This window comes from Saccharopolyspora rosea (genome assembly GCF_025643595.1).
Lineage (GTDB): Bacteria > Actinomycetota > Actinomycetes > Mycobacteriales > Pseudonocardiaceae > Saccharopolyspora > Saccharopolyspora rosea.
Genome location: NZ_CP102826.1, coordinates 2,784,903 through 2,798,213 on the forward strand (window position 1 = coordinate 2,784,903; position 13,311 = coordinate 2,798,213).

At 71.3% G+C, this 13,311-nt stretch carries 14 protein-coding genes; 8 read left to right on the plus strand and 6 right to left on the minus strand.

Features of this window, described 5'->3' with window-relative positions:
• The first annotated feature begins 208 nt into the window (after positions 1-208).
• Positions 209-1,402 carry an acyl-CoA dehydrogenase family protein gene (locus NV263_RS12920; protein ID WP_263253311.1) on the plus strand — a complete coding sequence of 398 codons (1,194 nt, stop codon included), beginning with the start codon at positions 209-211 and terminating at the stop codon, positions 1,400-1,402.
• 12 nt (positions 1,403-1,414) lie between these two features.
• The gene (locus NV263_RS12925) at positions 1,415-2,596 is read left to right on the plus strand and encodes a CaiB/BaiF CoA transferase family protein (RefSeq protein WP_263253312.1); all 1,182 of its coding nucleotides are present in this window, start codon (positions 1,415-1,417) and stop codon (positions 2,594-2,596) included.
• A gap of 15 nt (positions 2,597-2,611) precedes the next feature.
• Here NV263_RS12925 and NV263_RS12930 read toward each other — a convergent pair whose 3' ends face one another.
• Together NV263_RS12930 and NV263_RS12935 are read right to left on the minus strand one after the other, a co-directional pair.
• Complete coding sequence (locus tag NV263_RS12930; protein ID WP_263253313.1) at positions 2,612-3,028, minus strand: SANT/Myb-like DNA-binding domain-containing protein; 417 nt, start codon at positions 3,026-3,028, stop codon at positions 2,612-2,614.
• 150 nt (positions 3,029-3,178) lie between these two features.
• On the minus strand, positions 3,179-3,556 hold the full coding sequence (locus NV263_RS12935; RefSeq protein WP_263253314.1) for a helix-turn-helix transcriptional regulator: 378 nt from the start codon (positions 3,554-3,556) through the stop codon (positions 3,179-3,181).
• Between the two features lie 275 nt (positions 3,557-3,831).
• Here NV263_RS12935 and NV263_RS12940 point away from each other — a divergent pair, with 275 nt between their 5' ends.
• Positions 3,832-5,109 (plus strand): glutamate decarboxylase, encoded by a 1,278-nt coding sequence (locus tag NV263_RS12940; RefSeq protein WP_263253316.1) that lies wholly within the window; start codon positions 3,832-3,834, stop codon positions 5,107-5,109.
• Entirely contained in the window at positions 5,106-6,041 is a 936-nt protein-coding gene (locus tag NV263_RS12945) for a nitrilase-related carbon-nitrogen hydrolase (RefSeq protein WP_263253317.1), read from the plus strand. Before NV263_RS12940 ends, NV263_RS12945 begins: the two co-directional genes overlap by 4 nt.
• A 23-nt stretch (positions 6,042-6,064) precedes the next feature.
• Here NV263_RS12945 and NV263_RS12950 read toward each other — a convergent pair whose 3' ends face one another.
• Entirely contained in the window at positions 6,065-7,027 is a 963-nt protein-coding gene (locus NV263_RS12950; protein WP_263253318.1) for a TIGR03557 family F420-dependent LLM class oxidoreductase, read from the minus strand.
• An 8-nt stretch (positions 7,028-7,035) separates the two neighbouring features.
• On the minus strand, positions 7,036-7,809 hold the full coding sequence (locus NV263_RS12955) for a LamB/YcsF family protein (RefSeq protein WP_263253319.1): 774 nt from the start codon (positions 7,807-7,809) through the stop codon (positions 7,036-7,038).
• Between the two features lie 176 nt (positions 7,810-7,985).
• Here NV263_RS12955 and NV263_RS12960 point away from each other — a divergent pair, with 176 nt between their 5' ends.
• The 4 genes from NV263_RS12960 to NV263_RS12975 are packed head-to-tail and all read left to right on the plus strand — an operon-like array spanning position 7,986 to position 11,460.
• Entirely contained in the window at positions 7,986-8,888 is a 903-nt protein-coding gene (locus NV263_RS12960; RefSeq protein WP_263253321.1) for a 5-oxoprolinase subunit B family protein, read from the plus strand.
• Entirely contained in the window at positions 8,885-9,865 is a 981-nt protein-coding gene (locus NV263_RS12965; RefSeq protein WP_263253322.1) for a 5-oxoprolinase subunit C family protein, read from the plus strand. The genes NV263_RS12960 and NV263_RS12965 overlap by 4 nt, the downstream gene beginning before the upstream one ends.
• A 6-nt stretch (positions 9,866-9,871) precedes the next feature.
• Entirely contained in the window at positions 9,872-10,111 is a 240-nt protein-coding gene (locus tag NV263_RS12970) for an acetyl-CoA carboxylase (protein WP_317630421.1), read from the plus strand.
• Complete coding sequence (locus NV263_RS12975) at positions 10,108-11,460, plus strand: acetyl-CoA carboxylase biotin carboxylase subunit (RefSeq protein ID WP_263253324.1); 1,353 nt, start codon at positions 10,108-10,110, stop codon at positions 11,458-11,460. The genes NV263_RS12970 and NV263_RS12975 overlap by 4 nt, the downstream gene beginning before the upstream one ends.
• Before the next feature lie 4 nt (positions 11,461-11,464).
• Here the strand turns inward: NV263_RS12975 and NV263_RS12980 are convergent, their stop codons facing one another.
• Positions 11,465-12,649: an RtcB family protein gene (locus tag NV263_RS12980; RefSeq protein WP_263253326.1), complete on the minus strand. Its 1,185-nt coding sequence runs from the start codon at positions 12,647-12,649 to the stop codon at positions 11,465-11,467.
• Positions 12,650-12,734: 85 nt separating this feature from the next.
• Positions 12,735-13,193, minus strand: coding sequence for a MarR family winged helix-turn-helix transcriptional regulator (locus NV263_RS12985; protein WP_263253327.1), 459 nt, complete (start codon positions 13,191-13,193; stop codon positions 12,735-12,737).
• Between the last annotated feature and the right edge of the window lie 118 nt (positions 13,194-13,311).

Here is a 13,311-nt window from a genome sequence, read left to right on the forward strand (position 1 = left end):
GAGCCCACCGGGCCGGAGCGCCCGCCGCGTCCTCCTCGGCGGGAGGCAGGTGCGCGGAGTTGTGCACAGTGGACGGTCCGCGCCGAGGTGCGACGGCGGTGCGGGCGTTGCACGCTGGCCTGCGTGCGACCGGTGCACCGGGCCGGGGGTTCGAACACGGTGACGAGCCGGGTGGACGCCCGCCGACCACGATTGCGAGGGGGACGTCTTGGCCAGGAAACAAGCCGATCCGGCGGCCGTGGAGGCCGACTTCTACCGGGTCAAGGACCTGCTGCGGGCGGAGGAGCGGCAGATCCTGGACCGCGTCCGCGAGTTCCTGGTGGAGAAGGTCGAGCCGGTCGCCGGTGAACTGTGGTTGCGGGCCGAGCCGCCGCTGCGGTTCATCCCCGACATCCGGGAGCTCGGCATCACCGGCACGCACGCCGACGACCCGGCGGTGTTCCCGCGCCGCTACCTGCTCAACGGGCTGATCGGCATGGAGATGGCGCGGGTGGACCCGTCGTTCGCCACGTTCTTCGGCGTGCACAACGGGCTGGGCATGGGCTCGATCCGGGTGTGCGGGTCGGAGGAGCAGCGCAAGCGCTGGCTGCCGCAGATGGTGCGCTGGGAGAAGATCGGCGCCTTCGGCCTCACCGAACCGCTGGTCGGGTCGGCCACGTCCGGCGGGCTGACGACCACCGCGCGGCGCGAGGGCAGCACCTGGGTGCTCAACGGCGAGAAGAAGTGGATCGGCAACGCCACCTTCGCCGACCTCGTGGTCATCTGGGCCCGGGACGTGGCCGACGACCACGTCAAGGGTTTCGTGGTCGAGCAGGGCACCGACGGCTTCGCGGCGCGGAAGCTGGAGGGCAAGATCGCGCTGCGCTCGGTGCACAACGCGCACATCGTGCTGGACGGCGTGCGGGTGCCCGAGGAGAACCGGCTGCAGCACGCCAACAGCTTCCGCGACACCGCGCGGGTCCTCAAGGTCACGCGCGGCGGAGTCGCCTGGAGCTCCACCGGCTGCGCGCTCGGCGCGTACGAGGCGGCGCGCCGCTACGCCACCGAACGCATCCAGTTCGGCAGGCCGATCGCCTCGTTCCAGCTCGTGCAGGACCTGCTGGCGAAGATGCTGGCCAACATCACCGCCTGCCAGTCGCTCGCGGTGCGGATGGCCCAGCTGCAGGAGGAGGACCGGCTCGACGACGCGCAGGCCGCCATGGCCAAGATGTTCTGCACCACGCGCATGCGCGAAACCGTGGCGTGGGCGCGGGAAGTCTTCGGCGGCAACGGAATCCTGCTGGAGCACGACGTCGCCCGGTTCTTCTGCGACGCCGAGGCGCTGTACTCCTACGAAGGAACCCGGGACATGAACGCGCTCATCGTCGGCCGCGCCGCCACCGGCCACAGCGCTTTCGTGTGAGGAGGAGGCACCATGGTGGACGAGACCGCGTTGCGGGGACTGCGGGTCATCGACATGGCGGGCGTCATCATGGGGCCGTACGCCTGCCAGCTCCTCGGCGACCTCGGCGCTGACGTGATCAAGATCGAGCCGCCGGACGGCGACGTCATGCGCCGCGTGCACCGCAGGGAACCGGACGGCATCGGCGCGCTGGCGCTCAACCTCAACCGCAACAAGCGCAGCGTCCGGCTCGACCTCAAGACGGCACTGGGCAAGCGGGCCGCGCTGGACCTGGTCCGCACCGCCGACGTGCTGGTCACCAACATGCGCCCGCGAGCGCTGGCCAAGCTGGGCCTCACCTACGAGGACCTCCGCGCGGACAACCCGGCGCTGGTCTACTGCAACGCGCAGGGCTTCCGCTCCGACTCGCCGCAGGCGAACCTCGCCGCCTACGACGAGGTCGTCCAGGCCGCCTCCGGCATGGTCGACCTGATGCGCCGCACCACGGGCCGGCCCAGCTACGTGCCGACCACGCTGGCCGACAAGGTGTGCGGGCTGACCATCGTCCACGCGGTGCTGGCGGCGCTCATCGCCCGCGGGCGCACCGGCCGCGGCCAGCACGTCGAGGTGCCGATGGCCGACACCATGTTCGCCTTCACCCTCGTCGAGCACCTCGGGGGCCGCGCCCACGAGCCACCGAGCGGTCCGGTGGGGTTCCCGCGTTCCCTCGAACCCGGCCACGAAGCCTTCCGCACCCGGGACGGCTACGCCTGCATCCTGCCCTACACCCACCGCAACGCCGTCGACTTCTTCGACCACGTCGGCCATCCGGAGGTGATGGAACGCTTCCCGCCGGAGGAGTTCCAGCACCGCATCGGCGAGATCTACGCGGCGATCGCCGAGTACACGCCGATGTTCAGCACCGACGAGTGGGCGGACTTCTGCGCCGCGCGCAGCATCCCGTTCTCCCCGGTCATGGACCTCGACCACGCGGGCGAACACGACTACTGGTCCGAGGGCCACATGCTCGACATCGCCCACCACCCCACCGAGGGCGACTACCGCGTCATCGGCGAGCCGGTGCGCTTCTCGGCGACCCCGGCCGCGCTCCGCCGCCCCTGCCCGCGCCTGGGCGAACACACCGACGAGGTGCTCGCCGAGATCGGCTACACCCCGGACCAGCTCGCCGCCCTGCACGCCGCCACCCGCGGCTGACCGGCCCCGGGGGTCTCACCCGTGGCGGTGTTCGGGGCGCCGGGTGCGCCAGCTGCGTTCGCCGCCGAGGCGGCGGCGGTAGCGCTGCTGGACCGACTGCGGGGTGCGCCCGCCCAGAGCCGCGGCCAGTTGTTCCCAGGTCACGCCGCGGTCGAGGGCGGCCTCGACGAGTTGGCGTTCGGTGTCGTCGAGTTTCTTCCGCGCCGCGGGTACCAGGCGCAGCGCGGCGACGACGTCGGTGGCGGGCACCGGTTCGGCACCCGCGGCGAGGGCGCGGCGCACGGCGGCGAGCAGGCTGCCCGGCGTCAGGAACGCCGGGTCGTGCTCGTCGAGGGTGGTGTCGTACCGCCCCAGGTAGGACCTGATCTGCTCGACCAGCCGCTGTTCGTCCTCGCCGAAGGGGGACCGGGCCACTCCCGAAGCGTCGCTCATGCCCGCCAAACCTAGTGCCGCACCGGACGGGCGGGGAACCGCTCGTCCCACGCCGGCTCGGCCTGCTCACCGGCGTGGAAGACCACTCGGCCCGGTCGTGGGGGAGGCCGAGCGCGGCGGCTCCACTCAGGACGCTCTTTTTCCGCGGTGTCATCGCTGTTTCGCCAACGCCTTCACCACCGCGGAAGTCCGGTCGGTCACGCCGAGCTTGGCGAACATGTTCCGGAGGTGGTTCTTGACCGTCCGCTCCGAGATCCCCAGCGAGGTGGCGATCTGCCGGTTGGACCGGCCGTGCACCAACTGGTCGAGGACCTCGCGCTCGCGTCGGGTGAGCCGCGTCAGCACCGCCTTGTCGTTGTCCCCGAAGTGGTTTCCCGCGTCCTCATCGGCTCGGGCGACCTGCTCGCGCAGCGCGGCTAGTTGGGCGACCTGTTCCAGGGTGCGGCGCAGCGCCACGGCGTGCTCCGCGGCCTCCCGCAGCATCGCCGTGATCGCCTGATCGAGCGCGGACTCGTAGGACCGGGCCATTTCGGGTATCCCCTTCCGGTGTCGGAGCACCAGTCGGGCGTCCGTGGTGCCTACCCCGAACACTTCCTGAATGTCGTCACGTGGTCGTCGTTCCTTGACGGCTCCGGCGGCCGGATCGCACATCTGCCATTCGGGTTAGTACTAACAGCCCAGTACCGCCGCGAGGCTGCCAGGCGTGATCGGGACTAGGCCGAAGTTCCCATGGTCGATCGTCCGCGTGCCGCAATAGTTTGATGATCGCCAGAAGTTCTCCCCCGTGATCAGGAGGTCCCACCATGTCGGCTGCGCCTGCCGCGTGCGGCGCGGGCGCCGAGCCAGTCGAGGCGGACGAGATCCCCCAACACGGCCGCGGCGCTTCAGAGGTCGCCGGGCTCGTTCACCACCTGCTGCGGCACGACGTCGAACCCACCAGGAACCTCGCGACGTTCCTGACTTCCTCGCACGAACCGGAACTGCAACGACTCCTCGGTGAATACCAGACCCACAACCTCGTCGACCGCGAGCAGTACCCGGGAATGGCCGACCTGGAACAGCACTGCGTGCGGATGCTCGCCAGGCTGTGGCAGGGCGACCCCGACGTCGCCGTCGGCGGCGCGGTGACCGGATCCAGCGAAGCGGCCCTGCTCGCCGGAGCTGCCCTGCTGCGCCGGTGGCGGGGATCCGGTCCGCCCAACCTCGTCATGGGCGCGCACGCGCACGTGTGCTGGCACAAGTTCTGCCGCTACTGGGACGTCGAGCCGCGGATCGCCACCGCGCGCCCGGGACGGCTTCGGCTGGACGCCGACTCGGTCCGGGAGCTCTGCGACGAGAACACCATCGGCGTCATCAGCGTCCTGGGCTCGACGCTGGACGGGACCTACGAGCCGGTGGCCGAGATCGCCGCCGCGCTCGACGCGATCGCCTCCTCGGGCGGACCGGACGTGCCGGTGCACGTCGACGCGGCGTCCGGCGGTTTCGTCGCGCCCTTCCTGGATCCCGGGCTGGAATGGGACTTCCGACTGGCGCGGGTGCACTCGATCAACGCTTCCGGGCACAAGTACGGGCTGTGCCCACCGGGGTTGGGCTGGATCCTGTGGCGCGACCCGGAATTCCGGCCCGACGAGCTGCGGTTCCGGACGAACTACCTCGGCACCAGCCGGACGCACCACGAACTGACCTTCTCGCGCCCGGCGGCCCCGGTGGTCGCCCAGTTCTACAACTTCCTGCGGCTGGGCTTCGCCGGGTACCGGTCCACGCACCAGCGCACCCGGTCGATCGCGCGGCACATCGCGCGCGGCCTGTCCCGGATGGGGCCGTTCCGGCTGCTCGGGGACGGCAGCCAGCTGCCCGTCGTGGCGGTCACCAGCCGCGACGGCGACCTCGAACTGCAACACCTCGCGACAGCCCTCGCGCGGCGGGGCTGGTCGGTGCCGGTGTACCCGCTGCCTGCGGACATGCACCACACCGACGTCCTGCGCATCGTCGTCCGCCGCGACATGTCGTGGTCCGCCGCCGAGGAACTGCTGTGCGCGGTGGGGGAGCACGTCCGGTCCTCGACAAGGGAAGGAGCATGATGCGACCGATCCACGTCAGCACCAGCCTGTCCGACAGCATCCCGCCCAAACCGGGCGCCGGAGTGCGGGTCTCGCTGTTCCAGGCGGAGAACCCGTCCGGTACCCCCGAAGCAGTGCAGCGGAACCTGGCCCGCATGGGCGAGGCGCTGGAGGTCGCCGCCCGCTACGACAGCCAGCTGACCGTCTTCCCCGAGTGCTACAACACCGGCTACTCGCTGGGGCCCGACGAGTGCCGGAACCTGGCCGAACCCCGGGACGGCCGGTCGGTCACCACCGCCGCCGAGTACTCGACGCGGTACGACACGGCGATCGTGCTGCCCTACGTCGAGCGCGCCGCGGCCGGGACGGTGCACGACTCGATCGCCGTGGTCGCCGGCGGCGAACTGGTCGCCAACTACCGCAAGACGCACCTGTACGGCCAGGCCGAGCGGGCGAACTTCACGCCGGGTGAACAACTCCCGCCGGTGGTGGAGATCAACGAGTTCCCGGTCGGGATCCTCAACTGCTACGAATGCGAGTTCCCGCCGCTGTACCAGAGCCTCGTGCAACGCGGTGCGCGGATGATCGTCGGCCCCACGGCCGCCGACCACCACTTCGTGCTGCACGACGGAACGCCGACGGTGGTGCCCTACCCGGACGCCACCGAGCACATCATCCCGGCGATGGCGGCGGTGTGGCGGGTGTTCGTGGCCTACGCCAACCGGCGCGGCTGGGAGGTCTCCGAGCGCGGCCAGTGGCAGTACCGGGGCAATTCCGGGGTGTGGGCGCCGGACGGCCGCCCGGTGCTGGCTTCGGGAGTGGCCGAGCGGGCCGACGACACGCTGCTCGTCGCGGACTGCCTGCCCGACCGCGTCGCCCCGTTCAGCCCGGAGGGCGACCACCTCGCGGACCTGCGGGTCGGGTTGCGGGACGAACTGGTCCCGGCGGAGTGAGCCGGGGGCGGGGACCCGGACGGTCAGGACGCGCGCAGCGCGGGCAGCAGTTCCCGCTCGGCGAACGCGAAGAACCCGTCCGGGTCCTCGTCGATGCCGACCTGCACGAGCGCCAGGTCGGTGAAACCGGCCTCGGCGAAGGCGGTCACGGACTCCACGATCGGACCGACGTCGGGGCCGCACGGGATGGCCGCCGCCACGTCCTCCTGCCGGACGTACTGGGTGGCGGCGGCGAACCCGGCCGGGCCGGGCAGCTCGGCGTTGACCGTCCAACCGCCCGCGAACCAGCGGAACTGCTCCCAGGCGCGCTTGCGCACGGCGTCGCGGTCCCGACCCCACGCGATCGGCAGCTGCCCGATCTTGCGCGACCCGCCCGACGTGGCGTCCCACGAGCGGCACAGCTCCTCGTTGGGTTCGACGGCGATCATCGCGTCCGACAGCGGACCGAACCGGTTCACCGACTGCGATCCGGACACGGCGGTGGCGATCGGCACCCGCCGCGCCGCCAGATCCCACAACTTCGCCGAATTCACCCGGTAATGCCGTCCGGTGAAGGTGACGGACTCGCCGTCGAGCAGTCCGCGGATGATCCGCAGCGCCTCATCCAGCATCTCGTGGCGCACGTTCACCGGCGGCCACCCGTCGCCGACGACGTGCTCGTTGAGGTTCTCGCCCGCGCCGAGGCCGAGGGTGAAGCGGTCCCCGGACAGCAGCCCGACCGTCGCGGCCTTCTGCGCGACCACGGCCGGGTGATAGCGGATGATCGGTGCGGTCACGTACGTCATCAGCTCGACGCGCTCGGTCACCTGGGTCACCGCCCCCAGCGTGCTCCACGCGTACGGCGAGTGCCCCTGCTCCTCCAGCCACGGGAAGTAGTGGTCGCTCATCACCTCGAAGTCGAAGCCGGCGCGTTCGGCGGCTCCGGCGTGCGCGACCAGCTCCCGCGGTCCGGACTGCTCGGTCATCAGCGTGTACCCGATCCGCACGATCGCCCCTAACCGCGGTGTTTTCGCACCACATCGGCCATCGGCGCCACCTGCACGCCTTCGCTCGCGAACCGCTCGCGCACGGCGGTGGCGACCTCCACCGCGTTCGGCCGATCGCCGTGCAGGCAGATGGTGTCCGCGTCGACCTCGATCGGTTTGCCGTTCACCGAGGTCACCTCGCCTTCCAGCACCGCGACGGCCTGGTCGGCGCAGCGCTGCGGATCCTTGGCCTGCGGGTCGGGTTCGATGATGATGTGCCCGGCGTCGTCGTAGTCCAGGTCGGCGAACGCCTCGCGCACCACCGGGAATCCGCGTTCGGCGAGGCGTTCGGCGGTCGGCCCGGCCAGCAGCACCACCCGCACGTCCGGCGCGGCCGACAGGACCGCCTCGGTGATCGCCTCGGCCACGGCCTCATCCCGCAGCGTCAGCCCGTACAGCGCGCCGTGCGGTTTGACGTGCGTGACGGGCGTGTGCAGGTGATCGGCGATCGCCCGCAGCGCCCCGAACTGGTACAGGCAGGCGTCGGCGGCCTCCTGCGGGCTCATCGCCAGCGCCCGGCGCCCGAAACCGGTCAGGTCGGGGAATCCGGGATGCGCCCCGACCGCGACACCGCTCTCCCGGGCGATCCGCACCGACCGGCGCATCGTCGCCGCATCCCCGGCGTGCCACCCGCAGGCGACGTTGACCGAGGTCACCAGCGGGATGAGTCGTTCGTCGTCACCGAGCCGCCAGCGCCCGAAGCTCTCTCCGGCGTCGGCGTTGAGATCCACCAGCGTGCGCACAGGTTCCTCCTCGTGGAGTTCCGGCGGAATGCAGATGGTAGGTCCGGCGCGGGAGCCCCGCCGGTCCGCGCCGTGCCCCGAACGAGCCACGTGTCCAGCACCGTCGTCCTGCGCGTCGGGGTGGAGCGGAGCATCCTCGGAATCGCCGGATCACTGACGCCGAGGAGGTCGCCGAAATGGCCGAAACGAGCGTGCAACTGCCCCCGGCCCGCTACGAGTACGGCGGCGACGAGTTCGTGTTCGTCGAACTCGACCAGCGGATGAGCATGCAGGCCAACTTCAAGGCCATGGCGATCACTTCGGCGCTGCGCTCCGAGGAGCTGGACGGGATCGTCGACATCTGCCCGTCCAACGCCTCCTACCTGGTGCGCCTCGATCCGGATCGACTGCACCCGACCGAGCTGGTCGACGAACTTCGCCGCCTGGAGCACACCGCGGGCGAACTGCCCGACGACTTCGCGGTGCGCACCCGCGTGGTCGACGTGCCCGTGCTGTTCGACGACCCGTGGACCCGCGAGACGCTGCTGCGGTTCCGCGACCGGCACCAGGACCCGTCCGGCACGGACCTGGAGTACGCGGCGCGCATCAACGGATTCCCGGACGTGCCCTCGCTGATCGAGGCGATCGCGTCCGCTCCGTTCATCGTGACGATGCTCGGTTTCGTCCCCGGCCTGCCGTTCTGCTACCAGATGGTGCCGCGGGAACGGCAGATCGAGGTGCCCAAGTACGTGCGGCCGCGCACCGACACCCCGGAGCGGGCCTTCGGCTACGGCGGTGCGTTCGCCGTGGTCTACCCGGTGCGCGGGGCCGGGGGCTACCAGCTGTTCGGCATCGCCCCGGCACCGGTGTTCGACGCCGCCCAGACGTTGCCGGACTTCGCCGAGCACATCGCTTTCCCGAAGCCGAGCGACATCCTGCGCTACCGGCCGATCGACCGCGACGAGTACGACCGCACCCGCGCCGAGGTCGAGGCGCGCACGTTCCGCTACCGCACCCGGGACGTGGAGTTCGCGCCCGCCCGGTTCCTGGCGGCCCCGGACGCGGTCAACCGCGAACTTCTGGAGGTGTTGGACAGGTGAGCGAGGTGATCGTGCGGTCCGGCGGCCTGTCCACCACGGTGCAGGACGCCGGACGAGACGGGCAGTACGCCATCGGCATGCCGCCGTCCGGGGCGATGGACCAGTACTCCTTCGCCGTGGCGAACCTGCTGGTGGGCAACCCGGCGGGCGCGGCGGCGCTGGAAGCCACCTACCTGGGGCCGGAGCTGGAGTTCACCGACGAGCGCCGCGTCGCGGTGACCGGGGCCGACATCGCGGTCACCGTCAACGGCGAAGAGGCGCCGCAGTGGCGGACGCTGCGGCTGCGCCGCGGTGACGTCCTGGGCTTCGGCGGGATCCGCGCCGGGGCGCGACCCTACATCGCCGTGTCCGGCGGCATCGACGTCCCGGTGTACCTGGGGTCCCGGTCGACGTACATGCTCACCGGCATCGGCGGTTTCCACGGGCGCGCGGTGACCGCCGGCGACCGGCTGCCGCTCGGCGAGCCGCCGGACGGTCCACCGGAGGGCACCGAGGTTCCGCAGCGGCTGCGGCCGGCCTTCGCCACCCCGGTGGAACTGCGGTTCGTCGTGGGCCTGTGCGCCTACCGGCTGACCGAGGCGTCGTTGAAGTCGGTGCTGGAGACCACGTGGAAGGTCACCAAGGACGCCGACCGGGTCGGCTACCGGTTGCGCGGCGGCACCCTCGACTTCATCGAACGCGAGCAGCCGTTCGGGGCCGGGGGCGATCCGGCCAACGTCGTCGACCTCGGCTACCCGGTGGGCTCGGTGCAGGTGCCGGGCGGGGACGAGCCGATCGTGCTGCTCAACGACGCGGTCACCGGCGGCGGCTACGCCACCATCGGCACGGTGGTCTCCGCCGACCGCGACCGCATCGCGCAGACCGGTACCGGCAGCCTCGTCGGGTTCACCTCCGTCGACGTCGACGGGGCGCTGGCCGCGCGGCGGGAGCGCCGGGACCGGCTGGAGCAGGTCCGCCAAGCAGTGTCGGTGAGGTGAGGTGCCATGACGAAGATGTCCGCCCAGCTGCCCGGGGTGTTCTACCGGCGTCCGTCGCCCGACCAGGACCCGTACGTGGAGGAGGGCAGTGTGGTGCAGCCCGGTCAGACGCTGGCGGTGATCGAGGTGATGAAGACGTTCAACGAGGTCAAGGCCGACCGCGCCTTCCGGATCAGCCGCATCCTGCTCTCCGACGGCGACGAGGTGGAAGCGGGCCAGGACATGTTCGAGGTGGACGAGGCGTGACGGGACTGAACCGGGTACTGGTGGCCAACCGCGGTGAGATCGCGGTCCGCATCATCCGCGCCTGCCACGCGGCGGGCGCCGAGGCGGTGGCGGTGTACTCCGACGCCGACGAGCACGCCCGTTGGGTGCGCCTGGCCGACGACGCCCGCCACGTCGGGCGTTCCCCGGCAGCGAAGTCCTATCTGGACAGTGACGCGATCCTGGACGCCGCCAAGGTGTCCGAGTGCGACGCGGTGCACCCCGGTTACGGCTTCCTGTCGGAGAGCGCGCACTTCGCCCGCTCCGTCACCACGGCGGGGCTGGTGTTCGTGGGACCGACCGCATCGGCGATCGACCTCATGGGCGACAAGGCGACGGCCCGCCGCACCGCCGTGGACGCAGGCGTCCCGGTGGTGCCCGGCAGCGGGCCGGTGACCAGCATCGCCGAGGCGCAGCGCGCCGCGGCCGACGTCGGGTACCCCGTGCTGGTCAAGGCGTCCGCGGGCGGCGGAGGCCGGGGCATCCGCCCGGTCCGCGACGCCGACGAACTCGCCGCTGTGCTGCCCGCAGCCCAGGCCGAGGCCCGTGCCGCGTTCGGTGACGGCACCACCTACCTGGAACGCGCGGTGCCCCACGCCCGGCACGTCGAGGTGCAGATCCTCGCCGACGACCGGGGCAACGCGGTCCACCTGTACGAACGCGACTGCTCGGTGCAGCGCCGCCGCCAGAAGCTGCTGGAGGAGGCCCCGGCTCCCGGGCTCAGCCCGGCCACCCGGGAAGCCGTCTGCGCCGCGGCGGTCCGGATGGCCGAGCGGGTCGGTTACCGCAGCGCGGGCACCGTCGAGTTCCTCGTCGATCCGGACGAGAACTTCTACTTCATCGAGATGAACACCCGCGTCCAGGTGGAGCATCCGATCACCGAGGCCATCACCGGCGTGGACATCGTCGCCGAACAACTCCGCGTCGCGGCCGGCGAGCCGCTGTCGGTGCGCCAGTCCGACATCGCGCTGCGCGGCGCCGCGCTGGAACTGCGCATCAACGCCGAGGACCCGGACAACGCCTTCGCCCCGAGCCCGGGCGAGGTCGGCGTCTTCGAACTGCCCGGCGGCCCCGGGGTCCGCGTCGACACCGGCCTGGTGCGCGGCGACCGCATCAGCCCGTTCTACGACTCCCTGATCGCCAAGCTGGTCTGCTGGGGCGCCGACCGCGACCAGGCGTACTCCCGCGCCCGCCAGGCGCTCTCGGAGTTCCGCATCGAGGGCGTGGCGAACACGGTGCCGCTGCACCGACGCCTGACCTCGAACCCGGACCTGCTGGCCGGACCGGTGCACACCAAGTGGCTGGAACAGCTGCTGGACGACGACCGGTGAGCGGCTAGCCCTTCACGCAGATCACCTGTTTGAGGTGGGCGACGACCTCGACGAGGTCGTGCTGGGCTTCGATGACCGCGTTGATGTCCTTGTAGGCGCTGGGGATTTCGTCGACCACGCCCGCGTCCTTGCGGCACTCCACGCCCGCGGTCTGGGCGGCCAGGTCGGCTTCGGTGAAGGTCTTGCGGGCTCGGGTGCGGGACATGCGGCGGCCCGCGCCGTGGGAGGCCGAGGTGAACGCGGCCGGGTTGCCGAGGCCGCGGACGATGTAGGAGCCGGTGCCCATGCTGCCGGGGATGATGCCGAGTTCGCCGCGGCCGGCGCGGATCGCGCCCTTGCGGGTCACCAGGACGTCGACGCCGTCGTAGGTCTCCTCGGCCACGTAGTTGTGGTGGCAGGAGATCGGTTCGTCGAACTTCGCGCCCGGCACGGTGTTGGCCACCGCGCGCTGGACCAGCGCCATCATGACCTCGCGGTTGCGGCGGGCGTAGTCCTGGGCCCAGAACAGGTCGTGCCGGTAGGCGCGCATCTGCGGGGTGTGCGCCAGGAACACCGCCAGGTCCCGGTCGGGCAGGTCGGCGTTGTGCGGCAGGCGCTGGGCGATGTCGATGTGGCGTTCGGCGAGCTCCTTGCCGATGTTGCGGGAACCGGAGTGCAGCATCAGCCACACCCGGTCGCTGCCGCCCTGTTCCAAGCAGACCTCGATGAAGTGGTTGCCGCCGCCGAGCGTGCCCAGCTGGGTCAGGGCGCGGTGCCGCCGCGACTGCACGTCCCGGTGCAGCGCGGAGAATCCGCTCCAGAACTCGTCCCAGTCCGCGCCGACGCCCAGCCTGGTCGGGTCGACGGCCTCGTCGTGCGAGGCGAAGCCGACCGGGACGGCGTTCTCGATCCGGCGCCGCAGCACGCCGAGGTCGTCGGGCAGCTCGCTCGCGCGCAGCGACGTGCGCACGGCCGTCATGCCGCAGCCGATGTCGACGCCGACCGCGGCGGGGGAGACCGCGTCGCGCATCGCGATCACGCTGCCGACCGTGGCTCCCTTCCCGTAGTGGACGTCGGGCATCACCGCGACTCCGTGCACCCACGGCAGGTCCGCCACCGCGTGCAGCTGCCGCATCGCGGCCGGCTCCACCTCGGACGGATCCGCCCACATCCGCACGTCGACCCTGCTGCCCGGCACGGTCGTGAACACCTTTCCCCCTCGTGACGGTGACATCTGCCGTCGATCATTGAACGCCGAAGGCGGGTGCGGTGGGAACCGAATTTCGGCTGCCGGGTCAGGGTTTCGCTTCGCCCGGTTCGATGTACTGCGCCGTCACCGCCCGGTTGTAGCGGGTCAGCATGTCGGCGAAGGCGTGCATGTCCTCCTCGGTCCAGTCCGCCAGCAGCGCCTCGGTGTTCTTCCGGCGACGGGTGCGCGTCGCCGTCATGCGGCGGCGTCCCTCGTCGGTGGGGGAGATGATCGTGCAGCGGCGGTCGGTGGGGGCCGGGGTGCGTTCCACCAGACCTTTCGCCTGCATGGCGGTGAGTTGGCGGCCCGCGGTGGACGCGTCGACGCCGAGGGCGGCCGCCAGCGCGGAGATGCCCACCGGTCCCAGGTCTTCGAGGGTGCGCAGCAGCAGGTACTCCGCGCGGTCCAGGTCGGTGTAGACGTCGCTGCGGCGGCGGAGGAGTTCGAAGTTGCGGGTGAGGACCGCCGTGGCGAGTTCGATCTCGTCGAGGGGGTTGTCGGGCACCGCCGTCCTCCAGATGCCGGTACGATACAAGTAATTACCGGTATGGTACCGGTATTTTGTCCCGATTGCGTCAGGAGGGTGTTTTGCCGGGCTGGCTGGCCGAATCGTGGGATCGCGT